Raw genomic sequence first — 26,064 nt, forward strand, 5'->3', positions numbered from 1 at the left:
CTTAAGAGTTACTTTCAATTTGTTGACCATTTTCTTCTTCGTGGTCTTGTAATAGGTTGAATACGTCTGCTAGGCAGAATGCGATAAACCAAGTCCATAGACCATGGAAGAAAGCTGAGCTTAATTGAAGTGGTAATGTATAGTTTGTCATTGAGTAGGAAATACATCCACCAACGATTCCGATCATTGTTAATAACATTGTTTTTTGAGCATTTTCTTCTGGATTGAAGAGGAAGAAAATGTATCCGCCTAAAATTGAAGCGCTTACAAGGGTTTCGATTCCATTAAAAATGATATTCTCTCCAAGCTCTGTGTTTGTCCAGAAACAGATCACGCCGCCGACGATGGCAAATAGGACAGCTAGTGTGTATCGTATATATTGATTCATATGTTCATCTCCTTATGTAATAAGATGATTTGGAAGTCAAAAAGGTAGGTATAGTATATTGAAGTGAATTTTAGTTGTACGTATCTTTTATAAAAAGATCAGTGAAGAATAACTAAGATGATCGGTTTTTTTTTAAACCGTTACGTGTATGGTGTCTGAAATATACCCGACTGCTCGTTTCTTTTTGCTTATAAAAATAAGAGAAACTTCCAAGTCTATATACTCTTTTTTGTTAGTCTAGTTTTATTATAACACATTTAGTGATACAATAATAGAATTATCTGATTTTGTAATAAGTGTAAAAAATAAAAAGCGCAAGGAATTGTAGTTCCTTGCGCTTTTTTATATACGTTTGAAACGGCCGACAATTTCAACTGTTTCAGTAATGTTCATAAATGCTTTATTATCCACTTGGCGGATAATACGTTTCATTTCGCCCAACTCGTAGCGAGTTACGACAGTGTAAATCATTTTTTTCTTATGGTTTGTATAGCCGCCGACAGCATCTACCATTGTTACGCCACGTATGCCGTGATGTAATAGTGAGCTTTTTATTTCCTCACCTTTTTCTGTAATTGTCATTATCGTTAATTTAATATGTTTTGTATGCACGGCATCAATTACTTTGCTGACTACAAACCGACTAATTAACGTATAAAGCGTAATATCCCATCCGAAAATAAATCCTGCTGCAACAAGTAAGATTAAGTTGAATCCAAAGATGATTGCTCCAATTGAAACATCGCGATGTTTCGCTACAATCAATCCAACAACATCAAAACCACCTGTTGAAGAAGCAAATCGGAATATGATTCCTGAGGCAGCACCGCAGATGACACCACCGAATACAGAAGACAGTAAAATATCGTCTGAAACTTGGTGTACTGGGATAATGTTCATCGCTAAAGATGATACAGCCACAAAGTATGCCGTTAAAAAGGTTGTCTTCTTTCCTAAGTAAAAGTGACTTAAAATAAGAAGCGGAATGTTTAGTAAAAAGATAAGTGCTCCGATATTGTAGTGCATTAAATAACCGATAATCATCCCTACACCAGCGAATCCACCGCTAATCATATTATGCGGGATAAAAAACATATTCATAGAAATTGCATACAAAATAGAAGCTATAAAAATAACAACTAACTGTATGATAAATTCTAAATGAAATGTTTTAGCTGCTGGGAAGGATAAAAAGGCGGTGTCGGGAACGTAATCGGCGTCTCCTAGTTGACCCATAGTATGTTTCATCTCCATATTCATTTTTGATTACAAGAAGAGAATAAAGCTTTTTTCAAAAACTGGCAATAGTTTTATTATAATGCAAAAATTTTATAAATTTCTAACAAATTAAACCTATTCAAAGATATGTGTGAATATACTAAAGAAAGCGAATACATTGGTTTTCTAGTATAATTTTTTGAGAAAATATGCAAAAAAAAATTTTGAGAACAAAAGGAAATAGAGAATGTTTGCTGAATATGCTAAAATGACTTTATTAAGGATGTGAAGCGATGGAATTTTTATTGCAGGATGCAATTCTATATATATCGTTTGTAACGACAGCGCTTTGTGTATTAGAAGTCTTTTTTCTTGCTAACGTTTCTCGCTTTGTGCGTCAGCAAGCATCGAGCGGTAGACAGAGAGCTTTTAAACTAGTAGATACGTGTGAAGAGGGTACAAGAAATGTACCGCTATTTTCTATTTTTTATAAATATGGAATGATTCGTTCTGTCCGCAGACAAGAATCGAGCGGAGAGAGTGACGAGGTAGGTCCGTATACACCAATGTTTCGCTAATTAATTACGAAACATTGGAGGAATGAACATGTTAAAATCATACCGAGCTAGGCTCATTAGTTTATCATTATTACTTGTTTTTGTTTTATCTGGCTGCAGTAATGCAGGTACAATTGATTCACATAGTACGGGAATTTGGAACCATTATTTCGTATATCCAATCTCATTTATGATTCAATTTGTTGCTCATCATATACCTGGAGCTAGCTTCGGGATTGCCATCATTATCATGACGCTCGTTATTCGTTCAGCAATGATTCCATTAGCTGTTTCACAATATCGTAGCCAAGCGAAAATGAAAAAAATGCAACCTGAATTACAGAAGCTGAAACAGAAATACGGTGATGTGGGTAAAGATCTTGAAAAACAAAAGCAGTATCAAAAAGAAATGTCAGAACTAATGAAATCAGGCGGTTGGAATCCGTTAGCTGGGTGCTGGCCAATCTTTATACAAATGCCGATTTTCTCTGCTTTGTATTATGCGATTAGCCGAACTGAAGAGATTCGTACATCTTCATTTTTATGGGTGAACCTAGGACATGCAGATCCATATCACATATTACCGATTATCGCAGCGTTAACAACATTTATTCAAATGAAGGTGTTCCAATCAAATGTAACGCCTGGAGAACAAGTTCAAATGCTGAAAATACAGCAAATTATGATGCCTGCAATGATTCTATTTATGGGATTTGCGGCGCCATCAGGACTTGTGCTGTATTGGATTACAGGTAACTTATTTACAATGACACAAACAATTGTATTAAGAAGAGTAATGGAACGTGAAGAATTACAATTACAAAAAGCTTAGATAAACGCCGCTCGTGATGAGCGGTGTTTTTTATTTAAATCGTTAAGGAAATTTTAAGAAACCAACATTACTATTGGCATTGTATACGAAAGTGTACATGCTTTAGAAATATGAAGGAGGAAATTTCCTATGAAGAAGAAAACAGTTGGATATTTAGCAATTGCAGGTGCTTTATCATTTGGAATTATAGGAGGAGCTGGTATACCAGCGTTTGCGGCAACTAATACTCCAGCAGCTGAGCAAGTTACAAAAGGAACTGCGAAGAAGAATTTAGATGAAGCAACAAAACAAAAAGTAAAAACGATTATGGATGATACAAAGAAACAGTTAGAGGGATTAGGTGTGAAATTCCCAGAGAAGGGTAAGCACAAGGAAATGTTTGCAGGACTAGATGATCAGGCGAAAGAAAAAGCAAAGTCGATTCTAGAGCAAGAAAAATCCGGGAAATTAACTCGCGAACAAGCAAATGAGGAATTAACAAAGCTAGGCGTGAAATTCCCAGAGAAAGGTAAGCACAAAGATATATTCGCGAATTTAGATGAGGCGACAAAAGAAAAAGCGAAGTCCATTTTTGAGCAAGGGAAGTCCGGAGCATTAACGCATGAGCAAGTGAAAGAGAAATTGAAAGAATTAGGCGTAACGCTTCCAGAGAAAGGGAAGCATGGTGACATATTCGCGGATTTAGATGAGGCGACAAAAGAAAAGGCGGAAGCAATTTTGAAGCAAGAAAAGTCTGGAACACTAACTCGTGAGCAAGCGAAAGCGAAGTTGAAAGAACTAGGTGTGAAATTCCCAGAGAAAGGGAAGCACGGTGATATGTTCGCGAATCTAGATGAGGCGACAAAAGAAAAAGCGAAGTCCATTTTTGAGCAAGAAAAGTCCGGGAAATTAACTCGCGAGCAAGCGAAAGAAGAATTGACAAAACTAGGTGTGAATCTTCCAGAGAAAGGGAAGCATGAAGACATCTTTGCAAACTTAGATGAGGCGACAAAAGAAAAAGCGAAAGCGATTCTAGAAAAGGAAAAGAAACAATTAGCAGATTTAAATGTGGATCTTCCAAATCATAAATTTTTTATGAAAAATGAAGATAAATAATTGAACTATGTCGTATCTTTCGTGTGGGCAACCGAGGGATATGATGCATGCGAGGACCGATTTCTGTAAGCAGAAATCGGTCCCTTTTAATGATTCAATAAAATTCTTTTCATTGTTAGTATGTATCCAAAGGTGCAGTAGAAGATTGCAAAACCGATAAACACTTCAGTATATTGGTATTTACCTAATACGTAGAAGGAAGCAGCTGGTATAATAGCTACCGCTAAAATGCTATAACCAGGATACTTATATCGATACATGATAGCGAATATAAAAGAAAGAACAGTAGCGATGATACAAAAAATAGCAATCATTATTAGTACACCTCCTACATGGATTATACCATTTTTAGGGAATTAGAGAAAAATGGTAACTTCTGTTATAATATAAGAAGAGAAATATTTCTTATGTTATATAAAAAATATATTGATTTTTTCTAACAATTCAATATAATGGAAAACAACTACAAAATTCGACATCAAGAAGTGATGATGAGGATATGATCAGTTTTTTACGATTATCAGAGAGGGAGGCCTTTGGCTGTGAGCTTCCTAATACGGGAAAATCGATTACCACCTCTGAACTGCAGCAGTGAACGGATATCTAGTAATTGCATGCCGGCAAAAACCGTTATTTAGACTTGAGAAATTGGTGAAGTGTGTCACTTTACTAATTGAAACAAGGGTGGAACCACGAATACAACACTCGTCCCTTTTTTAGGGAGGAGTGTTTTTTTATTTCATTTTTGCATCACACTAGAATTGGAAGGAGGATACGCAGCATGCATCATGATGAGAAAAACAAAATTGGTTTAACAGTAGCACTCTCTATCGTAGTAGGAACTATTATTGGGTCTGGTGTGTTTATGAAACCAGGGAGCGTATTAGATTACTCAGGGAGTTCTAATATGGCTATTCTTGCTTGGGTAATTGGTGGTCTGTTGACGTTAGCAAGTGGTTTAACAGTAGCCGAAATTGGAGCGCAAATTCCGAAAAATGGTGGGTTGTATACGTATTTAGAGGAGATTTACGGAAGTTTTTGGGGGTATTTATCTGGCTGGATGCAAACAATTGTTTATGGACCAGCTATTATTGGAACGTTAGGTTTGTATTTTAGTTCTTTAATGATCAATTTTTTCTATTTAGATAAAGTCTGGAATTTACCAATCGCAATTGGAACAGTTGTGTTCCTAGGCGTTATAAATAGTTTGGGAACAAAATATGGGGGCATCGTCCAAACGGTTACGACAGTTGGGAAGATGATTCCAATTATATTAATTGTTGTGCTAGGGTTTTGGAAAGGGAATAGTGATATCTTCAACGTAGTTGTACCGATATCAGAAAATCAAAGTATCGGGATGGCAATTTTAGCAACTTTATTTGCCTATGATGGCTGGATTTTGCTTGCTTCTATTGGCGGAGAAATGAAGAATCCAACAAAGTTATTACCGAAGGCAATGACAGTTGGGATTTTAATTGTAACAGCTGCTTACGTATTAATTAACTTAGCGTTACTAAATGTATTACCAGCAGCGAAAATTGTAGCCCTTGGAGAAAACGCAACGGCGACAGCTGCGGGAATGTTACTTGGAGAATATGGCGGGAAAATTATTAGTATCGGTATTATCATTTCTATTTTCGGTTGTTTAAATGGAAAGATTTTAACATTCCCACGTATTCCGATGTCGATGGCAGAGCGTGGACACCTTCCGTTTTCTAAGTTTATTGCAAAAGAAAATTCGAGATTTAAAACACCAGCGAATGCGATTACTGTTGAAATCATATTAGGAATTATTTTAATGATTATTAGTGATCCGAATAAGCTATCCGAGATTTCCGTATTCATTATTTATATTTTCTATGTAATGACATTTATAGGTGTCTTCATCTTAAGAAAACGTAACAAGAATAAAGAGCGTGCATACAGTGTACCGTTATTCCCGATTGTACCAATCGTTGCGATTTTAGGATCGTTGTTTGTACTTGGAAGTGCAATTATTAACGATCCGGTAAGCTGCTTCTTATCAATTGGAATTGTATTTACTGGACTTCCGGTGTATTGGTACTTAAATAAGAAGAAAGAAACTGGAGTTTAATGATTGAAGGGCAGGCGTATTATACGCCTGCTTTTTTTGTTGTAAAAAAATTTGTACTTGCGTCCACTTTCTCTTTTGGTTACTATAATGGTAGTAACCAAAAGAGAAAGTGTGGGGAAAGGCTTGAATTTTCGTGTATATATTTTAGCTATTGCGGCTTTCGTAGTCGGAACGGTTGAGCTAATTATAGGAGGAACGCTTGATTTAGTTGCTAATGATTTAGGTGTGTCGATTAGTGCAGCTGGTCAGCTTATTACAATATTTTCAGTAGTATTCGCTCTATCAGGGCCAGTTTTATTAGCATTAACAGGCAAGTTTGAAAGAAAGAAATTGTATGTTGTGGCATTATCAATTTTCTTAATTGGAAATATCATTTCGGCATTTAGTGTGAATTACGAGATGTTAATGTTCTCGAGGGTAATTTGTGCAGCGAGTGGATCGCTTATTATTGCACTATCGGTAACACTTGCTTCTAGTGTAGTAGAGCCGCATTTTCGTGCGCGTGCAATTGGAATCATTTTCATGGGTATTAGTGGATCACTCGTACTTGGAGTACCGCTAGGTCTTGTGCTCGGAAATGCATATGGATGGCGTGCACCATTTGTATTAATTTCAATATTAACGGTTATGGCGATTGCTTGTATTTCATTATTCTTAACGAAAGTACCAGCGACATCGGTATTATCAATAAGAGAACAAATTGCTACGTTAAAGGATAAAAAAATTGTAAGTGCACAGTTAACATCATTTTTATTTTTAACAGGACATTTAACGCTATACGCATATTTAACACCGTTTTTAAAAGATGTGATGCATGTTGAAGCAAATTGGATTAGTGTGTTTTACTTCATTTTCGGAATTGCAGCGGTACTTGGAGGTGGCCTTGGCGGCTGGCTTGCTGATAAATGGGGATCGAAGAAAAGTATTATTTCCATCATTATCGTATTTGCATGTGCAATCTTTATGTTGCCGATGATGACATTCTCATTCCCGCTCTTCATTATTATGATGGGTCTTTGGAGTATGCTGAGCTGGGCAATTTCGCCAGCACAGCAAAACTATTTAATTGAAATTGCGCCAGAATCAGCTGGTATTCAGCAAGGTTTAAATAACTCTGCACTTCATTTAGGAATTGCGCTCGGTTCAACAGTAGGCGGAGTTGTTATTGAGAAATCATCTGTTATATATAACGCTTGGGTAGGCGGCGTTTTCATTATATTGGCACTGCTTTGTGCGATTTTCTCTATTACGAGAGGACGCTCGAATCAGCTTACGAAAGAAGAATCTATCATTTGATAGGTTCTTTTTTGTGTAAAAAATTGCAGGGGTTAGTAGAGAAATGGAGAAGGGAGTATATAGCGAGGTGATAGTATATGGATTATTCAATTATTGGTTTTATATTCACGGTACTTCCTTTATTTGTGATTGTTTTTGTATTTAGATGGATTCGTTTCATCTATCAAAATTCTGAGAAACAAGTAGAGCAAAATGAGAAGATTATTGAGCTTTTGATGGAGATAAAGGAGCAAAAAAAATCGTAAAATGAACGTTCTGTATTTACAAATCAAAACCATCCGAAAAACCAACTACATAAAATTGAATTAGCGAAAGCGTAGAAAAGAGCTGTACCAAATGAGTATGTAAAACTCCGTTTGGTACAGCTCTTTTTGTATGGGAAATTATATTATCTATTCAAATGGTAGAATCGATTTTGGGATTTGTTAATACCTCAACTTCATCAACAATTCCTTAATTTCCTCATCCTGCATAAAGAGATCATGGTGCTTCTCTGTAATCTTCGCAAGTGCAACATCATGATAGAAGAACTCCGTAAAGAACTTCACGAAAGGTTGTGACATTGTTTTCATCGCTTGCCATGATTCTTGCTCTACACCAGCAAATAAAATTTCACGATCGTCAACGATGAGTAGTAAATAACGCTCTAATGCGTTGGGTTCTTGAGCTGGGATTAAAAAATGCATGTTTTCTAAGTCAGTTTCCACTTTTCCAACTATGAGGGACTCGACTTGGACGCCTTGTTTTTCTTTTTGTTCTAGTAAAGGAAGATATTCTAAAAGGGTATCGTTCCATGCGGAGATGCGTATGGATTCTTTCGCATCCTCTATAAGTTGCCTACTTTGTACTTTAATAGAAGACTGCATTTTTAAACTCCAAACGCGGTCATCTGTAAATGATTTTTTAGAAATATTATTTTCAAGTTCTTTAATATTAGATTGGAATTCTGTCGTTAACTTTTCAATTGCTAGCTTGAGTGGCAATGCTGTATACAATTTTTTCTTTTCAGAAACAGAATCCATTACCATCCCTTTATCAATTAGTCGTGCTAACACTTCGTATATTTTTGCTTTTGGAACACCTGAATGTTTAACGATAGTTGTTGCATCTAATGGGTCATTGCTTGATACGACAACTTCATAAGCTTGGCTTTCATATTGTGAGAAACCGAATTTTTGTAGCATAGTTCCCTCCGAACGAATGAGATTATATAGTTTAAGGATAATGAACTATTTGTTTTTACACAAGTGTTGAGATAACAAGTAAGTTGATTGAAATGAGAATAAATTTCAATTTTTTAAACTATATGGATTGAGCTTTCTGATTTATCTATTATACTTAATATAGTGATTAATGCGATTAAATTTTACCGAGAAGGGGATGCTTGAGGGAATATGTTGAGAAGTTTACGTTTAAAAATTGCAGTAGTATTTTCGGTACTTATTTCTATGATGTTTGTAATATTAGGTACAGCTGTGTATCAATTGCAAAAAGAGAAAGAAACGCACTCCTTAGACCAGTATTCTGAAAATACGATGGATCTTGTGACAGAGCAGTTAACTGCATTTATGCAGCGAATTGAAGAAGATATGGGTCATTATGGATCTCATGATGATATTCAAAACATGCTACAAGATGGGGTTACTCCAGAAGAGGAGAATTTTATTTTAAAGGAATTTTCAAGGTTTAAAAAGAATCATCCTGATATTTTAGATGTCTACATTGGGACGAAAGATAAAAAAACGTTGAGTGCAAATCTTGCAGATGGTGGGACAGTTCCAGAAGGATATGATCCGACGAGTCGCCCTTGGTATAAAGCGTCAGAAGCAGCTACAGAATCGACTATTTGGGGAGAACCACAATATGAAATCGCGACGGGTAAGTTAAGTATTGGAGTTTCAAAAGCCATTGTCGGACAAGATGGTTCTGTGTTAGGTGTTGTAGCAATGGATGTATCACTAGGAACGATTCAAAAGCTACTCCATAATATTCAATATAATAATGGCGGAGAAATGTTTGTTATAAATGATAAAAATATTGCCATTGTGTACCCGGAGAAAGTAGGAAAAGATGTTTCGAAAGAACCACTTGTTAAAAGTTTAAATAAAGATGAAACGAAATTTGCAGCGGCGACATTAGGTGGAAAAGATGTAGTAGCCTATAGTCAATTGTTTGATAAGATGAAATGGAAAATCGGGATTGTATATCCGAAAGAGTCCATTGATAACTTACTAATAGAAACAAGAAATACAGTTATTATAATGGCATGTATAAGTTTATTGATTGGAATATTAGCTTCGTATGTATTCTCAAGAAGATTAGCAAGACCATTACAACTATTAACAAATCACGTTCAAAAAGTAGCGGAAGGTGATTTAACACTACAAATGAAGGTGACAAGTAAAGATGAGGTTGGTATGCTTACGACTCACTTTAATGATATGGTTGAGCAAATGAATGAAATGGTAAGTAAAATTAAAAATAGTGTATCGACAGTACAGAAATCGACTCACAATCTGCATTATTTAACGAATGAAACTGTAGCAGCTAGTAGAGAAGTTTCAGGTGCAATGGATGATGTGAGCGGAGGCGCGTCTACTCTTGCTAATAGTGTAGAGGAGGTTTCAGCGCAACTTGAAAATATGGCGCAGTCGATGGAAGAAATGAATAGTTCCGTTGGTGAAATAAAGGGAGTGACTGGTAAGGCGGAAGAAGCATCTAAGCAGGGACTCAATACGATGCGAAATTTAGTTCGTACAAGAGAACAATCATCTTCTATCGTTGTTCATACGGAAGAAGCGTCCGGTAAGTTAGAGCAAAGGGTTGGATCGATTCAAAATGTGGTAGAACTTATAAAAGGTCTTTCGGATCAAACGAATTTACTGGCTTTAAACGCTTCAATTGAAGCAGCACGTGCAGGTGAGCAAGGTAAGGGCTTTGCTGTTGTTGCGGAAGAGGTTCGGAAATTAGCTGAACAATCAAAAGAGGCAACGGGTGAGATTACAATAATGATTAGCGATGTGCAGTTAGAAGTAAAACGAGTTGTAGAAGTTGTAAGTAAATTGAAAGACATTGCGGATATACAAAATAAAGTTACGACAGAGGCGGAGACAGAATTCCGCACAATTATGTCAGTTGTAAATACTATTAGTACCTCAGTTGAAAAAATTGTAGAAGAGGTAAATAACATAGGTCACGAGCAAGAAGAAATTACAGAAGTTATGCAAACAATTGCTAGCACGAGTCAAGAGAGTGCGGCTGTTTCTGAAGAGGTAAATGCAGCAACTGAGTCACAAGTGAATCATTTAGAAAAAGTAGCTCATACGATGGAAAGTTTGACAGAGAATATGCAGGACTTAGAAAGATTGGTTGAGCAGTTTAAAGTAGAAGAGTAACGTATTAGTAAAATGATGAGAATTTCGGTAAAATAGACAATGGATATATAAGAAGCAGTAATAGGAGGAAGATTATTATGGCAATTGTTGATGTATCGATTATTCCAGTAGGAACAGGTAATCCAAGTGTTAGTGAATATGTAGCAGAAGTACAAAAGGTACTAGAGAAAAATGCTGATCGCGTGAAGTATCAATTAACACCGATGAATACAGTAATTGAAGGAGATCTTCCTGTCATTTTAGAAGTCATTCAACAAATGCATGAAGTTCCATACACGAAAGGTGCACAGCGCGTTGCGACAACAATTCGTATCGATGATCGCCGTGATAAAGTAAGTACGATGGAGAAGAAATTAAACTCTGTTCAATCAAAATTATAAGAAAAAGCAGCGATCTTCGCTGCTTTTTTCATATAGGAGGAAAACAAGATGAGTGAAAAGTTTAATGAGCAGTTTGATGGTTTGCTAGAGAAATACACGGAACTATTACTTGGAGAGAGCAACGAAGAGCGAAAAGAGCAGGTACAGAGATGGGCACTATATTCTTATATGGCTAAGACGATGCCAGCTTTAGTGAAACATTGGAATGAGACGTATCCAGATGCAAAAGAAGAGATGGTACAGTTAATTACGAATATTAAAAAGCTGAATGATGAGAAGCGAAATGAGAAGTAAGAAGGCTTGAGATAATGTTACCTCAAGTTTTTGTTATTAATATCCTTATATAATTTACATGAAATATAAATGGTTTTGTGAGCATGTCGAATATTTTCGGCATGCTCATTTTTTCCTTAGTAAACCCGTTTTTTCTGAATGTCGAAAAATATTTTCTTCATATTTATAAACGAGGATATAGGGTTTTAAATGTTTTGATAGTATTTTATAAATTATCTAAATAATTATTTGTATCAAATAATTTTAAACAATGATATAATTTCGAAGAGGGGTAAAAAACAGATAAATTATAGTCATAGGGGTGAATTACATGGAACAATTAATGCGAAATTCGTTTCTTTTCTTATCTAAAAATAAAGCGCTAACAAAACTGGCTAAAAAGTACGGTTTACGCTTTGGTGCAGGTCGCTTCGTCGCAGGGGAAACGATTGAATTAGCGACAGCTGCAATTAAAGCATTAAATAAGCAAGGTCTTTGTGTAACAATCGATTATTTAGGTGAATTCGTTGATAACGAAGCGGAAGCAAATGAAATGGCTAGCGAATCGATTGAAGCAATTCGTGCAATTGGAAGAGAAGGTCTTAATTCGCAGCTTTCTTTAAAGATGACTTCTATGGGATTAGATATCTCTGACGAAATCGTAATGAACAATATGCGCCGTATTTTAGAAGCTGGAAAAGAAAATGGTGTGTTTATTACAATTGATATGGAAGACTATACGCGCTGCGGAAAAACAATTGATATCTTTAAACAATTAAAATCTGAATACGATAATATTGGTACAGTTATTCAAGCTTACTTATATCGTACAGAAAAAGATATGGAAGATTTAAACGCTTATAATCCTAATTTACGTCTTGTAAAAGGGGCCTATAAAGAACCTGAAGAAGTAGCGTTCCCGGAAAAGAAAGATGTAGATGACAATTATAAAAAAATTATTAAAATGCACTTATTAAATGGAAATTACACTGCAATTGCTTCGCATGACGAAGCGATTATTGAATATACGAAAAAACTTGCGGAAGAACACAACATTCCAAGGGATCAATTTGAATTCCAAATGTTATTTGGTATTCGTACAGAGCGTCAACTTGAGCTAGTAAAAGAAGGTTACAAAATGCGCGTTTACGTGCCTTATGGAAACGACTGGTATGGCTATTTCATGCGCCGTCTAGCAGAACGTCCAGCAAACGTTGCATTCGTATTAAAAGGTATGATCAAAAAATAACCAAGGAGAAAATACTCCTTGGTTATTTTAATTGCTGAAATGCGTAGTGCGCCATTTTCTTCGTATCAGGATATAGCTGCGTACGAGTAGAAGATAACACGACGTTAATGACGCGTTTACCGTCTTTTTCATCAACTGTTACGACTGTGTATTTTCCGAGAGCTGATAAACCGCTTTTACTTCCAATCGCATATGGATCGTCATATAGTTCTTCTCGTCCATAGTTTGCGATTTTTGGAGATCGCTCTGAAGTATGTAGTGTTGTATGTATTGAATTCATATATTCTAAAACGATCGGATACTTTAATGCTTCTTTCGTAATAATAGCAATATCATAAGGTGATACTTTATTTCCAAGTGCATCAGCACCACTTGCGTTTTTGAAAGTCGCATGCTTTGTACCAAGTTCCTTCGCTCTAGCATTCATCATTTTCACAAACTTTTCTTTTGATCCCGCAATATGTTCAGCGATTGACTCAGCGATTGGGTCTGCACTAATAATAAGCATAAGTTTTAATGCCTCATCACGTTTTAACTTTTCACCCGCGCGAAGCTTAATCTTTGCACTTTGACTTTCTGTTTTAATAGCATTCTCTGTAACCGTAATTTCTTCATCTTCTTTTACATTCTCTAGTAAGAGTAAGGTAGTCATCATTTTCCCTATACTAGCGGGATAAGAGCGTTCATCTTCCCGTTTTCCATACAAGATTTCACCTGTGTCTGCATCGATTGTAATCCCGTATTGCCCAGTAATGTTAGGCTGATCTACTTTTACAGCTTGTTGTCTGTGAGCGTAAGAAAAGAAAATCATCCCTGTAAATAATGTGGCAATCATTACAATCATAATTATTGTTCGTTTCATCGTCGTTCCCTCTTTTGTTTTCCATATGTACAAATAAATTGGGCAGAAAAAGCAGCCATTAATCATTATGCCACGTTCTCTGCCCAAAAATATAGCGTTATTTTTCGCCCATATTATGCTTCTTAAATTGTTGGTTATTACTTTGACGCCCTTTTTCAACACCGTGATTATGCGGACCTGCATTTCCAGTTACACTTGCTGCGCTAATTCCAGCTTTTGAAGGGTTCTTCTTAAGTTTTGCCATATATATTCCTCCAGTTTCGTCAGATTATAAAAAAGGAAAAGTGCATTTTAATGAAGAAAATACACATGTATAGCATAGCCAAATGAAAGAAATATATTTATTTCAGAAAATTTTATCAATAAATATATTGCGAAAATTCAAACTGTATCATATATTTATTAGTAGAGGCTCACTCATTGATTGCGACTTATGTCGAAAAATTGAATGAGCATTCATTCAAGAATAGGGGGAGAAATGGATGTTCCAAATTAAAAAGGCTGCTGTTCTAGGTTCAGGCGTAATGGGTTCAGGGATTGCGGCACACTTAGCTAATATTGGTATTCCGACATTATTGCTTGATATTGTACCACCGGCGCTTACGAAGGAAGAAGAAGCGAAGGGACTTACATTAGAACATAAAAGTGTGAGAAATCGTTTTAGTAATACGGCTGTGCAAAAACTATTAAAGCAAAAACCAGCTCCTCTGACAGTGAAAGGAAATTTAGCACTGATTGAAGCAGGTAACTTAGAAGATGATCTTGAGCGTCTAGCTGATGTAGATTGGATTATTGAAGTAGTAGTTGAAAACTTAGATATAAAGAAGAAACTATTTGAAAAAGTAGATGCTGTTCGTAAACCAGGCTCAATTGTGAGCTCAAATACATCAGGCATTTCCGTTGAAAAAATGGCAGAGGGTCGTTCAGACGACTTCCAGAAACACTTCTTAGGAACACACTTTTTTAACCCACCACGATATTTAAAACTTCTAGAGGTAATACCGACGAAAGAAACTGATCCACAAGTATTAAGCTTCATGAAACTATTTGGCGAAGACGTTCTTGGAAAAGGCGTTGTTATCGCAAAAGACACACCAAACTTTATTGGAAACCGCATCGGTACGTATGGATTGCTTGTAACGCTTCAAGAAATGATTAAGCGTGGCTATAGCATTGGAGAAGTTGACTCTGTAACAGGTCCATTAATTGGTCGTCCGAAGAGCGCAACGTTCCGTACATTAGATGTTGTTGGTTTAGATACATTCGTACACGTTGCAAATAACGTATATGAAAATGTACAAGAAGAAGAGCGTGATGTATTTAAAGTACCTGCTTTTATGCATGACATGCTTGATAAAAAATGGCTTGGAAGCAAAACAGGTCAAGGCTTCTTCTTAAAACAAGGAAATGAAATTTTAGAATTAAACCCTGAAACGATGGAATATGGAGCGCGTAAAAAATTAAAAGCTGCGTCCGTAGAGTTAAGTAAGCAAGAAAAAGGATTAGCGAATAAATTGAAAGCGCTTGTATACGCGAAAGATCGCGCAGGAGAGTTGTTATGGAATATTATCACACCAACTCTTTTATACTCTGCAAAGCTTCATAAAGAAATTGCTGACGATATTGTTGCAATTGACCAAGCGATGAAATGGGGCTTCGGATGGGAGCAAGGACCATTCGAGATTTGGGATGCAATCGGCGTTGAAAAGTCTGTTCAAAAGATGGAAGAAAACGGCGCAGTTGTTCCTACTTGGGTGAAAGAAATGGTAGAGAAAGGTTTCACTACTTTCTATAAACATGATAACGGCGATAGCTACTATTACGACAATGGTGAATATAAGCTAATCGAACGTAACAAAAAAGCAATTTCTCTTAAGCAGTTAAAAGAGAAAAACGGTGTGTTAAAGAAAAATAGCGGAGCGAGCTTAATTGATTTAGGCGATGGTATCCTTTGCTTAGAATTCCATTCGAAGAGCAATGCAATCGGTATGGATATTACGCAAATGATTAACTACGCTGTTGATGAAGTAGAGAAAAATTATAAAGGTCTTGTTATCGGAAACCAATCGAAGAACTTCTGCGTTGGTGCGAACCTTGCAATGATCTTAATGGAAGCACAAGACGACAACTACTTCGAAATTGAGTGGGTTGTGAAAAACTTCCAAGATGCAATGACGAAAATTAAGTACTCTTCTAAGCCAGTTGTAGCGGCGCCATATGGTATGACGCTTGGCGGCGGTACAGAAGTTTGCTTACCAGCTGCGAGCATTCAAGCTTCTAGCGAAACGTATATGGGCTTAGTAGAAGTAGGTGTTGGCTTAATCCCTGGCGGAGGCGGTAATAAAGAGCTATACATTAAACACTTAAACAAAATGGCAAACGGTGTAGAATTCGACTTACAAAAAGTTGCGAATAAAGTATTCGAATCTGTAGCGATGGCGAAAGTTTCTACATCAGCACAAGAAGCTGTATCGAACAACTTCTTAGGCGATAAAGACGGTATTAGTGTGAATGGTGATCACTTACTATATGATGCGAAACAAAAAGCACTTTCTTTATATGAAGCAGGTTATAAAGCACCTATCCGCAAAAAGATACCAGTTGTTGGTGAGACAGGATATGCAGCGCTTGTACTTGGTGCAGAGGCAATGCATTTATCAGGTTACATTTCTGAACATGATCTGCACATTGCGAAGAAACTGGCATATGTCATTGCGGGCGGAAAAGTGCCGTACGGAACAGAAGTTGATGAGCAGTATTTATTAGATGTAGAGCGTGAAGCATTTATTAGCTTAGTAAGTGAGATGAAATCACAAGCAAGAATGCAGCACATGCTTGTAAAAGGAAAACCATTACGTAACTAATAACGAGGGGAGATATCGTTCATGAGAGAAGCTGTCATTGTTGCGGGAGCAAGAACACCAATTGGAAAAGCAAAGAGGGGTTCATTAAAAACAGTTCGTCCTGACGATCTAGGGGCGTTAGTAGTAAAAGAAACGTTAAAGCGTGCGAATTATGAAGGACCAATCGATGATTTAATTTTCGGTTGTGCGATGCCAGAAGCAGAGCAAGGTTTAAATATGGCTCGTAATATCGGTGGGCTAGCAGGACTTTCTTACGATGTTCCAGCTATTACAATTAACCGTTACTGTTCTTCAGGCTTACAAAGTATCGCTTACGGAGCAGAGCGCATTATGCTTGGTCACTCTGAAGCTGTATTATCAGGCGGAGCGGAATCAATGAGTCTAGTTCCAATGATGGGACACGTTGTTCGTCCGAATAGTCGCCTTGTAGAAGCAGCACCAGAATATTATATGGGTATGGGGCATACAGCAGAGCAAGTTGCTGTGAAATATGGAATTTCTCGTGAAGAGCAAGATGCATTCGCGGTAAGAAGTCATCAACGTGCTGCGAAAGCATTAGCTGCAGGGAACTTTGCTGATGAAACAGTATCTGTAGATGTAACATTACGTACTGTTGGATCAAATAACAAACTGCAAGAAGAAACAATCATTTTCGCACAAGACGAAGGTGTAAGAGCAGAGACGACGCTAGACATTTTAGGTAAATTACGTCCAGCATTTAACGTTCGCGGTTCTGTAACGGCTGGTAACTCTTCACAAATGAGTGACGGTGCAGCATCTGTACTATTAATGGATCGTGAAAAAGCAGTGAGCGATGGCATGAAACCACTTGCAAAATTCCGTTCATTCGCAGTAGCTGGAGTACCACCAGAAGTAATGGGAATCGGCCCAATTGCTGCAATTCCGAAAGCGTTAAAATTAGCTGGTTTAGAGCTATCTGATATCGGTCTATTTGAACTAAATGAAGCATTCGCTTCTCAATCTATCCAAGTTATTCGTGAACTTGGTCTAGATGAAGAAAAAGTAAACGTAAACGGCGGTGCAATCGCACTTGGACATCCACTTGGCTGTACAGGAGCAAAACTAACACTATCTCTTATTCACGAAATGAAACGTCGCAACCAACAATTCGGTATCGTAACAATGTGTATCGGTGGCGGAATGGGAGCAGCGGGAGTATTTGAATTACTATAAAAAAAGTGGAAGCGGCTCGCTCAGAATGTGAGGGGGATGGAGCTTCAGACGAAGAGGCGCTGTTTGCCTCGTAGGAAGAAGCGAAGCCACCGAACATTCTAGCCGCTGGAACTGGATTATAAAAAAAGTGCAGGTGGCTCGTTCAGAACAGGAGGGCGTTGGAAGCCCTGACGAAGAGGCGTTTTTTGCCTCACAGGAAGGGGTGAAACGACCGACTGTTTTAGCCACCGGAACTAGATTAAAAAAGTGGAAGCGGCTCGCTCAGAACAAGAGGGCGCTAAAGCAAAGAATGGAAGCAACAAAGGTTTATAAAAAATAAAAATGAGAGCCAGCTTCTTTCAAAATGAGAGAAGCGGCTTATGAAAATATGAAGGAGGAAATTTTCATGGAAAAAACAGTAGGAAATGCGGTTAAAGGCGGTAGCTTTTTAGTAGAGGAAATTACAATTGATCAAGTGTTTACGCCAGAAGATTTTTCATCTGAGCATAAAATGATTGCAAAAACGACAGAGGACTTTATCGTAAATGAAGTTCTTCCGGAGCTTGAATATTTAGAGCAACACGAATTTGATCGTTCTGTGCGTCTTTTAAAAGAAGCTGGTGAACTTGGTTTACTAGGCGCTGACGTACCAGAAGAGTACGGCGGAATTGGTCTTGATAAAGTAAGCTCAGCGTTAATCGCAGAGAAATTCTCGCGCGCTGGTGGTTTTGCAATCACTCACGGTGCTCACGTTGGTATCGGATCTTTACCAATCGTATTATTCGGTAACGAAGAGCAAAAGAAAAAGTATTTACCATTACTTGCAACTGGTGAAAAATTAGCGGCATACGCATTAACAGAGCCAGGTTCAGGGTCTGACGCATTAGGTGCAAAAACAACGGCACGTTTAAATGCAGAAGGTACGCATTACGTATTAAATGGTGAAAAACAATGGATTACAAACTCTGCATTTGCTGACGTATTTATCGTATACGCAAAAATAGACGGTGAGCACTTCTCAGCATTTATCGTAGAGAAAGAATATGCTGGTGTATCTACAAGCCCAGAAGAAAAGAAAATGGGTATTAAATGTTCTTCAACTCGTACGTTAATTTTAGAAGATGCATTAGTACCGAAAGAAAACTTACTTGGTGAAATCGGTAAAGGCCATATTATCGCGTTCAACATTTTAAATATCGGCCGTTATAAATTAGGTGTTGGTACAGTTGGATCTGCGAAACGTGCAGTAGAAATTTCAGCACAATATGCAAATCAACGTCAACAATTCAAACAACCAATCGCTCGCTTCCCATTAATTCAAGAGAAACTTGCGAATATGGCAGCGAAAACATATGCAGCTGAAAGCTCTGTATATCGTACAGTAGGTTTATTCGAAAGCCGCATGAGCACATTATCTGAAGAAGAAGTAAAAGACGGTAAAGCAGTAGCAGCTTCTATCGCTGAATATGCAATCGAGTGCTCTTTAAATAAAGTATTCGGTTCTGAAGTGCTAGATTATACAGTAGATGAAGGTGTTCAAATCCACGGTGGTTACGGATTTATGGCAGAGTACGAGATTGAAAGAATGTACCGCGATTCTCGTATTAACCGTATTTTCGAAGGAACGAACGAAATTAACCGCCTAATCGTACCAGGTACGTTCTTACGTAAAGCGATGAAAGGTGAATTACCACTTCTTCAAAAAGCACAAAAATTACAAGAAGAGTTAATGATGATGATGCCAGAAGAAGTAGGCGATGAGCCATTAGCGCTTCAAAAATATTTAGTAACTAACGCGAAGAAAATTGGCTTAATGGTAGCTGGATTAGCTGCTCAAAAATACGGTAAAGCATTAGATAAAGAGCAAGAAATTCTTGTGAATATCGCTGATATCGTAAGTAACCTTTACGCAATGGAGTCAGCTGTTCTTCGTACAGAAAAAGCAATTAAAACAACTGGTCTTGAAAAGAATAAACAAAAAGTGTTATACACTGAAGTATTCTGCCAAGAAGCATTCAACGAAATCGAAGCAGATGCGAAAGAAACACTTATCGCAGTTGAAAACGGCGACATGCTGCGCATGATGTTATCATCATTACGTAAATTAACTCGCCACACACCACTTAACGTAATTCCGAAGAAGCGTGAAATTGCTGCAAAAATTTTAGAAGATGAGCGTTATACAGTTTAATACCTTTAAATAACAGTAGTCGTTTATACGACTACTGTTATTTTTTTTGAAAAAATGAAATTTTTAGTGACATAAAACTAATGCCATTAGTATAATGAAACTAATAGCATTAGTTTTTTCGGAAAGGGAGCTGAAAATATGAGAATGATACATGAGAAAACGGTATATCAATTGTCATTTTTACCAAGAGTGTTTCCTGTGAATTGTTACTTTGTGGAGGAAGAAGATAGTTTAACTTTAATTGATGCCGCTTTGCCATATAGCGCAAAAGGTATTTTACAGGCGGCTGAGAACATAGGGAAACCCATTACTAAGATTGTATTAACACATGCGCATGATGATCATATCGGTGCACTAGACGCATTAAAGGAAGTACTTCCTAATGTTCCAGTCTATATTTCTAAGCGGGACGCAAAGCTGTTAGAGGGAGATACGACGTTACAAGAGGATGAACCGAATATACCGATAAAAGGCGGTGTACCTAAAAAGGTAAAAACGGTACCTGATGTTTTATTGGAAGATGGCGACCGAGTTGGATCGCTTCTTGCGATTATGACACCGGGACATACGCCAGGATCCATGTCGTTTCTTGATGTACGAAATAAAGCTCTTATTGTCGGGGATGCATTCCAAACAAGAGGAGGTATGGCTGTTTCGGGTCAAATGAAATTTTGGTTTCCGTTCCCTGCGATGGCAACGTGGAGCAAAGAAATATCATTACAAAGTGCAGAGAAGTTAAGCGAATATGAGCCTTCCTTGCTTGCGGCAGGACATGGGAAAATGATAAAGGATCCAGGCACTGTCATAAAACTTGCTATTAAGGAAGCTAAGCGGAATATAGAAAGTATGAAAGAAGGTTAATTTATGTCACCGAGAATCGGACTTACATTACAGAAAATTGTAGAAACAGCGGCCGAAATTGCAGATACAAATGGAATACAAGAAGTAACGTTAGCTTCATTAGCACAAAGGTTAGGGATACGTTCTCCCTCGCTATACAATCATGTGAAAGGTTTACAAGATGTACGGAAAAATCTTGGTATTTACGGAATAAAACAGCTGCATAACAGACTGGAAGAAGCGGCTGAGGGTAAACGTATGGATGAAGCAGTTCATGCTTTAGGAGAAGCGTATGTAGCATTCGTACGCAAACATCCTGGATTGTATGAAGCAACTTTTTTACGAGATGAAGAAGTAAGAAAAGCAGGTGACGGAATTGTAAAGCTTTGTCTTCATGTTTTACAACAATACGGCTTAGAAGGAGAGAATGCACTTCATGCGACACGTGGATTCAGAAGTATTTGTCATGGGTTTGCGTCGATTGAACAGCAGGGTGGATTTGGTTTGCCGCTAGATTTAGATACAAGTTTACATGTGTTATTGGAAACGTTTATTAAAGGATTACATGTAATGAGAGATTGAATAGGAAGCGAGACACCCGGAAACCTTAGAATCGATTCTAAGGTTTTTTAATGCATATGATTTTAAAAGAACGGTAGGTGGGAGGATTAAAGTTTTACTTTACTAATGTTAAAAATAGTTTACATGATGTTAAAAATAAATTACAATAAAAATATAGAAAATAATGTAAAACGAGGAGAGGTTATGAAACAGAGTGGGAATTTACAAAATAATCTCATTGTACTTAGAGCAGAAAAACGCTGGTCACAAACGGATTTAGCGAACAAAGCTGGGGTAAGTAGACAAACGATCGCCTCAATTGAAGCGAATCGTTACAATCCATCTTTAATTTTAGCTTTTGAAATTGCGCATATTTTAGGTAAGGAGTTTCATGAAGTTTTTCAATATAAGATAGAGGGGGAAACGGAATGAGTATTGTAATAGGGATAATAATCTCAGTAGCAGGACTAATAGGTGTTTTATATTCAACACGTTTTCAGAAGAATGAAGGGGAAGATGAAAGAGGCGAGCATATTACAGGGAATGCAGCTAAAATTTCATTGTTTGTATTTTTATTTCTATATTTAGTTATCTTTTTAATTGGGAATCTATATTCATTGACAGGCGAACAGTATAAGTTAGCAAATGTATTTTTATTAGCTGGAGTACTTTGTTCGTATGCTTTAACTATCGTAGTTTTGAAAAGAAAATATTAGCTGGAAAAGAGCTGTTTTACATATGTATTTGTAAACGGCTCTTTTTAGTTAAATGATATTATTTTGCAGGCTTTAGAAATGTATATATTGCTAATAAGAAGTTGAAAAACATAAATACGAAAGGGTCTTGGTTTGGATTCGGATCATAATTTTTTTGAGTGTTTGTAAGGAAGTTATGGATTTTCATAGTCATTGCTCCTTTGTATGTAGATAAATTGGTAAGAGGTTTATAAAATCGTGATTTTAATTAAACTAACACTTACTAATAGAGTCGCACTAATAAATATTAGGAAAAATGTATTGTTACGATTTTTATAATTGTTAAGTGCTATAAATAAGAAACAAATGAGAAATAACATATGTAACGGTATAGAAGTGAGTAATGGCTTTGAAGTTAATATATCAATTAATAATTTCATATATAGGATTGCATAAACAATAAAGAAGATAACTTTAAACTTTTTTTGCATAAGCACACCTTCTTAATATGGTTTATTTGTTAGCAGATGTTACAATTCCTATTTTAAACATTCGTATTATTCTGTTATTATAACAAAAATTCATTTAAATAAATAGATGTAGTTGGTTGGAGTATGAAAGGGATTTAAAAAAGTTTTTAATGAATATGATTTAAAAAGAATCAAATAATAAATGATGAATGAACAAAGAAAGGCGGGTATGTTCTATGCAAAACTTAACAGAGCTTGAAGTAGAAAACTTACGTCATTTAATTGGTGGACATGCGACGATTATTAACAAATTGGACCAGTATGCACAGGCTTGTACAGATCCACAGCTAAAGCAAATGCTACAAAAGGATGCACAAGATGCACGAAATACGAAACAGCAATTAATGAATTTTCTAGGATAGGAGGAAGAGGGAAATGAATGAAAAAGATATGGTAAATGATTATTTAGCAGGGTTAAATTCAAGTTTAACAAGTTATGCAAATTATATTTCTCAGTCTGATAATGAACAGTTACATCAAACGTTAATTCAAATTCGTAATCAAGATGAGATGCGTCAACGTAATATGTATGAATACGCAAAGCAAAAGAGTTATTACAAACCGGCAGCACCTGCTAATCCAATGATTGTACAGCAATTAAAAAGTCAATTAAGTGCGGAATAGTGTGATGAATGAAACGAGCGAATGGATTCGCTCGTTTTTTTGTTTGGTATATGTCAATAAATACATAAAAAATATTTTTTCAGTTGTAACAAATATGACGAAAATCGAATATAACAATTCACAAAAAGGACAAAAGGTTGTTCAATGTTTCACAAAGTATCCATGGTTTCTATCGTGGGAATCTTTATAATTAGGAGTGTAAAGAACAAAAGAAATAGATTACATGATCGATTAGGAGAGATTGCTATGAATAGAAACACAAGAAAAATTGCAATTATTGGTACTGGATTAGTTGGATCGAGCTGTGCGTATTCAATTGTGAATCAAGGCATATGTGAAGAATTATTATTAATTGATATAAATCATGAACGAGCAGTTGGAGAAGCGATGGATTTATCACATTGCATTAACTTTACAAATACAAGAACAAAAGTATATGCAGGAAGTTATGAAGACTGCAAAGATATGGACATTGTAATTATTACAGCAGGACCAGCGCCAAAACCTGGACAAAGCCGTTTAGACACTTTAGGAGCAAGTGCAAAGATTATGGAAAGCATTGTTGGCGGCGTAATGGAAAGTGGATTTGATGGCATTTTCTTACTCGCATCGAACCCAGTTGACATTATTACATATCAAGTGTGGAAGTTATCTGGATTACCTAGAAATCGTGTGATTGGTACAGGTACATCACTAGATTCTTCTCGCTTAAGAACAATTTTATCTGAAATGTTACATGTAGATCCTCGTAGTATTCATGGGTATTCATTAGGAGAACATGGTGATTCTCAAATGGTTGCTTGGTCTCACGTAACTGTTGGTGGAAAGTCGATTTTACAAATTTTAGAAGAGAAAAAAGACCAATTTGGTGAAATAGATTTAGATGAAATTGTTGAGAAGACTGCAAAAGCTGGATGGGAAATTTATAAGCGCAAAGGAACTACTTATTACGGAATCGGAAATTCTTTAGCTTATATTGCTCGCTCAATTTTCAATGATGATCACCGTGTTATCGCTGTTTCAGCCATTTTAGATGGTGAATATGGCGAATACGATATTTGTACAGGAGTACCAGCAATTATTACTAGAGATGGTATAAGAGAAGTGGTAGAACTAAACTTATCAGAAGATGAAGAAAGTCGCTTTGCAAAATCAAACGATGTTTTACGCGATTATATGAAAACAATTGGTTACTAAATTATAGGAGAAGGTGAAACAAATGAAGGAATATATAATGTCTCGTGTGTTTAAAGCTTCAGCCGGAATCGCACAGGGTATTTTCGTATCCCTTGGAATTGGTTTACTGATCGAAAATATAGGAAGAATTGTTGATTTCCCATTACTTATTACAATCGGAGTTGTTGCAAAATCACTTATGGCACCAGCAATTGGAGCCGGGATTGCCTTTATGCTCGGTGCAAACGGACTCGTAATTTTCTCAGCGATGGTAGCTGGAGCAATTGGAGCTGGTTCAATTTCAATTACTGAAGCTGGTCTCATCATTAAAACAGGTGAACCAATCGGTGCATTATTAACAGCGACTTTAGCAGTTTATATTGGTAAACGATTAAGTGGAAAAACTGCTTTAGATATGATGCTCGTTCCATTTGCAGCAATATTAGGTTCTGGTTTAGTCGGTATTTGGTTAGCTCAAAATATTAGCCCAGTTTTAAATACAGTTGGAGCATTCATTAAAGATAGTTCAGCTGGTAGCCCGTTTATCGCTTCTATCGTGATTGCTGTAGTTTGGGGATTGTTACTTATCTCTCCAGCTTCATCAGCTGCGTTAGCAATAGCACTTAGTTTAGACGGCGTTGCAGGCGGTGCAGCACTTGCAGGATGTGTTGCTCAATTTATCGGATTCTCTGTTATTTCAGCGAAAGAAAATAACTTAGGTGGCATATTAGCCCAGGCACTTTGTACTCCAAAAGTGCAGTTACCGAACATTACTAAAAATCCAATGATTCTCGTCCCAACTGTCGTCGCCAGTGCAATAGTTGGCCCAGTATCGGCACTAATTTTCCAACTGGAAGCAGGAAAAGAAATTGCAGGTCTTGGATTAAGCTCTCTTATAGCACCAATTAATTTAATTTCCAGCCAAGGGTGGGAAGTTGTCCCAGCGATGGTAATCACTTATATCATCATTCCAGTAGCTGTTTCTTATATACTTTACATTGCTCTTAAAAAAGCAGGTCGTATTCATTCTGGTGACATGACTGTACCACAATCTTAATTTGAAAATCTCCTTAATATAGAGAAAAGCAGACTGAAGCCACAGTCTGCTTTTTACATTTTTTGATTTTGTTTTACTGGAACACGTACTGTTTCTTTTGCTAATAATAGCTGAACACCAAAGTATAGTACGCTTGCAAGCGTCATTCCAGAAATAGCGTCTACAAATGCATGCTGCTTCGTAAATAATGTTGATAAAATAATAAGCGTACCGAAGAAAGTAAGGATGTAATATTCCAAAGTATGCTGTTCTCTACGCTTAAAGGCAGCTAACATAATTACAAATGTCGTAAGGACATGAATGCTTGGGAAGCAGTTTACTGGATGATCAATACTATAAATATAGCGGACTAGTTCGGAAAATACATCTGTTCCAACGACGGTTGGGCGTGGTACAGTTGTCTGCCAAAAAAAATAAATCGAAAAACAAGCAAGTTTTCCAAGAATTACACTACTTAAAGTGACATAATATTGCTTTCGATCAGCAAAACAGTAATAAATAAGTGCACCGTATAAGTATGGAAACCAAAGTAAGTAAGGAATAATAAATGCTTTGACAAATGGAATCCAATCATCTACTACAGTTGTGACATCTACTGCGTGAACAGTAGATTTATTTAATACATCGTAAAGGGGACTTACGAGTACGAGTAGAAGTATATAACTTAACGGAAGAAGAGATGAAAGTTTAAATTTCTTCATGATAATCTCCTA

The 26,064-nt window shown here is 36.7% G+C and carries 30 protein-coding genes and 1 other annotated feature; of the genes, 21 read left to right on the forward strand and 9 right to left on the reverse strand.

Annotation, left to right across the window (positions count from 1 at the left end):
* Window position 1 precedes the first annotated feature (1 nt).
* Complete coding sequence (locus ABH957_RS20750) at window positions 2–388, reverse strand: DUF3938 domain-containing protein (protein ID WP_002015968.1); 387 nt, start codon at window positions 386–388, stop codon at window positions 2–4.
* 342 nt (window positions 389–730) lie between these two features.
* A complete protein-coding gene (locus tag ABH957_RS20755) occupies window positions 731–1,624 on the reverse strand; it encodes a YitT family protein (protein ID WP_000530031.1) in 894 nt (297 codons plus the stop codon).
* Window positions 1,625–1,899: 275 nt separating this feature from the next.
* On the opposite strand from ABH957_RS20755, the gene ABH957_RS20760 reads away from it, so the two are divergent.
* From ABH957_RS20760 to ABH957_RS20770, 3 genes are all read left to right on the forward strand, one after another.
* Window positions 1,900–2,184 (forward strand): hypothetical protein, encoded by a 285-nt coding sequence (locus ABH957_RS20760; RefSeq protein ID WP_002015967.1) that lies wholly within the window; start codon window positions 1,900–1,902, stop codon window positions 2,182–2,184.
* Between the two features lie 28 nt (window positions 2,185–2,212).
* A complete protein-coding gene (locus ABH957_RS20765) occupies window positions 2,213–2,995 on the forward strand; it encodes a membrane protein insertase YidC (RefSeq protein WP_002067972.1) in 783 nt (260 codons plus the stop codon).
* Window positions 2,996–3,124: 129 nt separating this feature from the next.
* Window positions 3,125–4,090: a hypothetical protein gene (locus ABH957_RS20770; protein ID WP_404491677.1), complete on the forward strand. Its 966-nt coding sequence runs from the start codon at window positions 3,125–3,127 to the stop codon at window positions 4,088–4,090.
* 86 nt (window positions 4,091–4,176) lie between these two features.
* On the opposite strand, the gene ABH957_RS20775 is transcribed toward ABH957_RS20770, so the two are convergent.
* The gene (locus ABH957_RS20775; protein WP_404454474.1) at window positions 4,177–4,404 is read right to left on the reverse strand and encodes a hypothetical protein; all 228 of its coding nucleotides are present in this window, start codon (window positions 4,402–4,404) and stop codon (window positions 4,177–4,179) included.
* Window positions 4,405–4,569: 165 nt separating this feature from the next.
* Window positions 4,570–4,806: a binding site (T-box leader), on the forward strand.
* A 65-nt stretch (window positions 4,807–4,871) separates the two neighbouring features.
* Here ABH957_RS20775 and ABH957_RS20780 point away from each other — a divergent pair.
* From ABH957_RS20780 to ABH957_RS20790, 3 genes are all read left to right on the forward strand, one after another.
* Window positions 4,872–6,185 carry an APC family permease gene (locus tag ABH957_RS20780; RefSeq protein ID WP_002015963.1) on the forward strand — a complete coding sequence of 438 codons (1,314 nt, stop codon included), beginning with the start codon at window positions 4,872–4,874 and terminating at the stop codon, window positions 6,183–6,185.
* 111 nt (window positions 6,186–6,296) lie between these two features.
* Complete coding sequence (locus ABH957_RS20785) at window positions 6,297–7,481, forward strand: MFS transporter (protein WP_002129783.1); 1,185 nt, start codon at window positions 6,297–6,299, stop codon at window positions 7,479–7,481.
* Between the two features lie 77 nt (window positions 7,482–7,558).
* The gene (locus ABH957_RS20790; RefSeq protein WP_215554642.1) at window positions 7,559–7,726 is read left to right on the forward strand and encodes a hypothetical protein; all 168 of its coding nucleotides are present in this window, start codon (window positions 7,559–7,561) and stop codon (window positions 7,724–7,726) included.
* A 180-nt stretch (window positions 7,727–7,906) separates the two neighbouring features.
* Here the strand turns inward: ABH957_RS20790 and ABH957_RS20795 are convergent, their stop codons facing one another.
* A complete protein-coding gene (locus ABH957_RS20795) occupies window positions 7,907–8,665 on the reverse strand; it encodes a TrmB family transcriptional regulator (protein ID WP_016121009.1) in 759 nt (252 codons plus the stop codon).
* 210 nt (window positions 8,666–8,875) lie between these two features.
* On the opposite strand from ABH957_RS20795, the gene ABH957_RS29490 reads away from it, so the two are divergent.
* The 4 genes from ABH957_RS29490 (at window position 8,876) to ABH957_RS20820 (ending at window position 12,778) form a co-directional block, all read left to right on the forward strand.
* The gene (locus tag ABH957_RS29490) at window positions 8,876–10,876 is read left to right on the forward strand and encodes a methyl-accepting chemotaxis protein (protein WP_483862341.1); all 2,001 of its coding nucleotides are present in this window, start codon (window positions 8,876–8,878) and stop codon (window positions 10,874–10,876) included.
* A 77-nt stretch (window positions 10,877–10,953) separates the two neighbouring features.
* Window positions 10,954–11,256 (forward strand): MTH1187 family thiamine-binding protein, encoded by a 303-nt coding sequence (locus tag ABH957_RS20810; RefSeq protein ID WP_002089423.1) that lies wholly within the window; start codon window positions 10,954–10,956, stop codon window positions 11,254–11,256.
* Between the two features lie 48 nt (window positions 11,257–11,304).
* Window positions 11,305–11,550 carry a YusU family protein gene (locus tag ABH957_RS20815; protein WP_404512141.1) on the forward strand — a complete coding sequence of 82 codons (246 nt, stop codon included), beginning with the start codon at window positions 11,305–11,307 and terminating at the stop codon, window positions 11,548–11,550.
* A gap of 310 nt (window positions 11,551–11,860) precedes the next feature.
* Window positions 11,861–12,778, forward strand: coding sequence for a proline dehydrogenase family protein (locus tag ABH957_RS20820; RefSeq protein WP_002112697.1), 918 nt, complete (start codon window positions 11,861–11,863; stop codon window positions 12,776–12,778).
* A 22-nt stretch (window positions 12,779–12,800) separates the two neighbouring features.
* Here the strand turns inward: ABH957_RS20820 and ABH957_RS20825 are convergent, their stop codons facing one another.
* Both ABH957_RS20825 and ABH957_RS20830 read right to left on the reverse strand, forming a co-directional pair.
* Complete coding sequence (locus ABH957_RS20825) at window positions 12,801–13,640, reverse strand: D-alanyl-D-alanine carboxypeptidase family protein (protein WP_404491679.1); 840 nt, start codon at window positions 13,638–13,640, stop codon at window positions 12,801–12,803.
* A gap of 97 nt (window positions 13,641–13,737) precedes the next feature.
* Window positions 13,738–13,884 (reverse strand): YuzL family protein, encoded by a 147-nt coding sequence (locus ABH957_RS20830; RefSeq protein ID WP_085312722.1) that lies wholly within the window; start codon window positions 13,882–13,884, stop codon window positions 13,738–13,740.
* 238 nt (window positions 13,885–14,122) lie between these two features.
* Here ABH957_RS20830 and ABH957_RS20835 point away from each other — a divergent pair, with 238 nt between their 5' ends.
* From ABH957_RS20835 to ABH957_RS20865, 7 genes are all read left to right on the forward strand, one after another.
* Window positions 14,123–16,504 (forward strand): 3-hydroxyacyl-CoA dehydrogenase/enoyl-CoA hydratase family protein, encoded by a 2,382-nt coding sequence (locus tag ABH957_RS20835; protein ID WP_404512143.1) that lies wholly within the window; start codon window positions 14,123–14,125, stop codon window positions 16,502–16,504.
* Between the two features lie 21 nt (window positions 16,505–16,525).
* Window positions 16,526–17,698 (forward strand): acetyl-CoA C-acetyltransferase, encoded by a 1,173-nt coding sequence (locus ABH957_RS20840; protein WP_001206343.1) that lies wholly within the window; start codon window positions 16,526–16,528, stop codon window positions 17,696–17,698.
* A 385-nt stretch (window positions 17,699–18,083) separates the two neighbouring features.
* On the forward strand, window positions 18,084–19,868 hold the full coding sequence (locus tag ABH957_RS20845) for an acyl-CoA dehydrogenase family protein (RefSeq protein ID WP_016102228.1): 1,785 nt from the start codon (window positions 18,084–18,086) through the stop codon (window positions 19,866–19,868).
* A gap of 138 nt (window positions 19,869–20,006) precedes the next feature.
* Complete coding sequence (locus ABH957_RS20850; RefSeq protein ID WP_404512145.1) at window positions 20,007–20,729, forward strand: MBL fold metallo-hydrolase; 723 nt, start codon at window positions 20,007–20,009, stop codon at window positions 20,727–20,729.
* Between the two features lie 3 nt (window positions 20,730–20,732).
* On the forward strand, window positions 20,733–21,290 hold the full coding sequence (locus ABH957_RS20855; protein WP_404441929.1) for a TetR/AcrR family transcriptional regulator: 558 nt from the start codon (window positions 20,733–20,735) through the stop codon (window positions 21,288–21,290).
* Between the two features lie 183 nt (window positions 21,291–21,473).
* Window positions 21,474–21,701: a helix-turn-helix transcriptional regulator gene (locus ABH957_RS20860; RefSeq protein ID WP_404442592.1), complete on the forward strand. Its 228-nt coding sequence runs from the start codon at window positions 21,474–21,476 to the stop codon at window positions 21,699–21,701.
* Window positions 21,698–21,985 carry a DUF2178 domain-containing protein gene (locus tag ABH957_RS20865; RefSeq protein WP_404454460.1) on the forward strand — a complete coding sequence of 96 codons (288 nt, stop codon included), beginning with the start codon at window positions 21,698–21,700 and terminating at the stop codon, window positions 21,983–21,985. Before ABH957_RS20860 ends, ABH957_RS20865 begins: the two co-directional genes overlap by 4 nt.
* Before the next feature lie 58 nt (window positions 21,986–22,043).
* On the opposite strand, the gene ABH957_RS20870 is transcribed toward ABH957_RS20865, so the two are convergent.
* Window positions 22,044–22,172 carry a hypothetical protein gene (locus ABH957_RS20870; protein ID WP_404454457.1) on the reverse strand — a complete coding sequence of 43 codons (129 nt, stop codon included), beginning with the start codon at window positions 22,170–22,172 and terminating at the stop codon, window positions 22,044–22,046.
* A 40-nt stretch (window positions 22,173–22,212) separates the two neighbouring features.
* On the reverse strand, window positions 22,213–22,455 hold the full coding sequence (locus ABH957_RS20875; RefSeq protein ID WP_219301032.1) for a hypothetical protein: 243 nt from the start codon (window positions 22,453–22,455) through the stop codon (window positions 22,213–22,215).
* A 215-nt stretch (window positions 22,456–22,670) separates the two neighbouring features.
* Between ABH957_RS20875 and ABH957_RS20880 the strand changes: the two genes are divergently transcribed.
* From ABH957_RS20880 to ABH957_RS20895, 4 genes are all read left to right on the forward strand, one after another.
* On the forward strand, window positions 22,671–22,856 hold the full coding sequence (locus tag ABH957_RS20880) for a hypothetical protein (RefSeq protein ID WP_201034464.1): 186 nt from the start codon (window positions 22,671–22,673) through the stop codon (window positions 22,854–22,856).
* 13 nt (window positions 22,857–22,869) lie between these two features.
* Window positions 22,870–23,118, forward strand: coding sequence for a spore coat protein (locus tag ABH957_RS20885; protein WP_002015950.1), 249 nt, complete (start codon window positions 22,870–22,872; stop codon window positions 23,116–23,118).
* A gap of 246 nt (window positions 23,119–23,364) precedes the next feature.
* The gene (locus ABH957_RS20890) at window positions 23,365–24,315 is read left to right on the forward strand and encodes an L-lactate dehydrogenase (RefSeq protein ID WP_431182324.1); all 951 of its coding nucleotides are present in this window, start codon (window positions 23,365–23,367) and stop codon (window positions 24,313–24,315) included.
* Between the two features lie 22 nt (window positions 24,316–24,337).
* Window positions 24,338–25,351: a PTS sugar transporter subunit IIC gene (locus ABH957_RS20895; protein WP_404512147.1), complete on the forward strand. Its 1,014-nt coding sequence runs from the start codon at window positions 24,338–24,340 to the stop codon at window positions 25,349–25,351.
* Between the two features lie 53 nt (window positions 25,352–25,404).
* On the opposite strand, the gene ABH957_RS20900 is transcribed toward ABH957_RS20895, so the two are convergent.
* Window positions 25,405–26,052 (reverse strand): phosphatase PAP2 family protein, encoded by a 648-nt coding sequence (locus ABH957_RS20900; RefSeq protein WP_002129758.1) that lies wholly within the window; start codon window positions 26,050–26,052, stop codon window positions 25,405–25,407.
* Between the last annotated feature and the right edge of the window lie 12 nt (window positions 26,053–26,064).

Source organism: Bacillus sp. RC242, assembly GCF_044908245.1.
Lineage (GTDB): Bacteria > Bacillota > Bacilli > Bacillales > Bacillaceae_G > Bacillus_A > Bacillus_A mycoides.

Excerpts from the sequence above, each read along its gene's own strand:
- ABH957_RS20750 (WP_002015968.1), bottom strand. The coding sequence starts at position 388 with ATGAATCAATATATACGATACACACTAGCTGTCCTATTTGCCATCGTC.
- ABH957_RS20755 (WP_000530031.1), bottom strand. The coding sequence starts at position 1,624 with ATGGGTCAACTAGGAGACGCCGATTACGTTCCCGACACCGCCTTTTTA.
- ABH957_RS20760 (WP_002015967.1), top strand. The coding sequence starts at position 1,900 with ATGGAATTTTTATTGCAGGATGCAATTCTATATATATCGTTTGTAACG.
- ABH957_RS20765 (WP_002067972.1), top strand. The coding sequence starts at position 2,213 with ATGTTAAAATCATACCGAGCTAGGCTCATTAGTTTATCATTATTACTT.
- ABH957_RS20770 (WP_404491677.1), top strand. The coding sequence starts at position 3,125 with ATGAAGAAGAAAACAGTTGGATATTTAGCAATTGCAGGTGCTTTATCA.
- ABH957_RS20775 (WP_404454474.1), bottom strand. The coding sequence starts at position 4,404 with ATGATTGCTATTTTTTGTATCATCGCTACTGTTCTTTCTTTTATATTC.
- ABH957_RS20780 (WP_002015963.1), top strand. The coding sequence starts at position 4,872 with ATGCATCATGATGAGAAAAACAAAATTGGTTTAACAGTAGCACTCTCT.
- ABH957_RS20790 (WP_215554642.1), top strand. The coding sequence starts at position 7,559 with ATGGATTATTCAATTATTGGTTTTATATTCACGGTACTTCCTTTATTT.
- ABH957_RS20795 (WP_016121009.1), bottom strand. The coding sequence starts at position 8,665 with ATGCTACAAAAATTCGGTTTCTCACAATATGAAAGCCAAGCTTATGAA.
- ABH957_RS29490 (WP_483862341.1), top strand. The coding sequence starts at position 8,876 with ATGTTGAGAAGTTTACGTTTAAAAATTGCAGTAGTATTTTCGGTACTT.
- ABH957_RS20810 (WP_002089423.1), top strand. The coding sequence starts at position 10,954 with ATGGCAATTGTTGATGTATCGATTATTCCAGTAGGAACAGGTAATCCA.
- ABH957_RS20815 (WP_404512141.1), top strand. The coding sequence starts at position 11,305 with ATGAGTGAAAAGTTTAATGAGCAGTTTGATGGTTTGCTAGAGAAATAC.
- ABH957_RS20820 (WP_002112697.1), top strand. The coding sequence starts at position 11,861 with ATGGAACAATTAATGCGAAATTCGTTTCTTTTCTTATCTAAAAATAAA.
- ABH957_RS20825 (WP_404491679.1), bottom strand. The coding sequence starts at position 13,640 with ATGAAACGAACAATAATTATGATTGTAATGATTGCCACATTATTTACA.
- ABH957_RS20830 (WP_085312722.1), bottom strand. The coding sequence starts at position 13,884 with ATGGCAAAACTTAAGAAGAACCCTTCAAAAGCTGGAATTAGCGCAGCA.
- ABH957_RS20835 (WP_404512143.1), top strand. The coding sequence starts at position 14,123 with ATGTTCCAAATTAAAAAGGCTGCTGTTCTAGGTTCAGGCGTAATGGGT.
- ABH957_RS20840 (WP_001206343.1), top strand. The coding sequence starts at position 16,526 with ATGAGAGAAGCTGTCATTGTTGCGGGAGCAAGAACACCAATTGGAAAA.
- ABH957_RS20845 (WP_016102228.1), top strand. The coding sequence starts at position 18,084 with ATGGAAAAAACAGTAGGAAATGCGGTTAAAGGCGGTAGCTTTTTAGTA.
- ABH957_RS20850 (WP_404512145.1), top strand. The coding sequence starts at position 20,007 with ATGAGAATGATACATGAGAAAACGGTATATCAATTGTCATTTTTACCA.
- ABH957_RS20855 (WP_404441929.1), top strand. The coding sequence starts at position 20,733 with ATGTCACCGAGAATCGGACTTACATTACAGAAAATTGTAGAAACAGCG.
- ABH957_RS20860 (WP_404442592.1), top strand. The coding sequence starts at position 21,474 with ATGAAACAGAGTGGGAATTTACAAAATAATCTCATTGTACTTAGAGCA.
- ABH957_RS20865 (WP_404454460.1), top strand. The coding sequence starts at position 21,698 with ATGAGTATTGTAATAGGGATAATAATCTCAGTAGCAGGACTAATAGGT.
- ABH957_RS20870 (WP_404454457.1), bottom strand. The coding sequence starts at position 22,172 with ATGAAAATCCATAACTTCCTTACAAACACTCAAAAAAATTATGATCCG.
- ABH957_RS20875 (WP_219301032.1), bottom strand. The coding sequence starts at position 22,455 with ATGCAAAAAAAGTTTAAAGTTATCTTCTTTATTGTTTATGCAATCCTA.
- ABH957_RS20880 (WP_201034464.1), top strand. The coding sequence starts at position 22,671 with ATGCAAAACTTAACAGAGCTTGAAGTAGAAAACTTACGTCATTTAATT.
- ABH957_RS20885 (WP_002015950.1), top strand. The coding sequence starts at position 22,870 with ATGAATGAAAAAGATATGGTAAATGATTATTTAGCAGGGTTAAATTCA.
- ABH957_RS20890 (WP_431182324.1), top strand. The coding sequence starts at position 23,365 with ATGAATAGAAACACAAGAAAAATTGCAATTATTGGTACTGGATTAGTT.
- ABH957_RS20895 (WP_404512147.1), top strand. The coding sequence starts at position 24,338 with ATGAAGGAATATATAATGTCTCGTGTGTTTAAAGCTTCAGCCGGAATC.
- ABH957_RS20900 (WP_002129758.1), bottom strand. The coding sequence starts at position 26,052 with ATGAAGAAATTTAAACTTTCATCTCTTCTTCCGTTAAGTTATATACTT.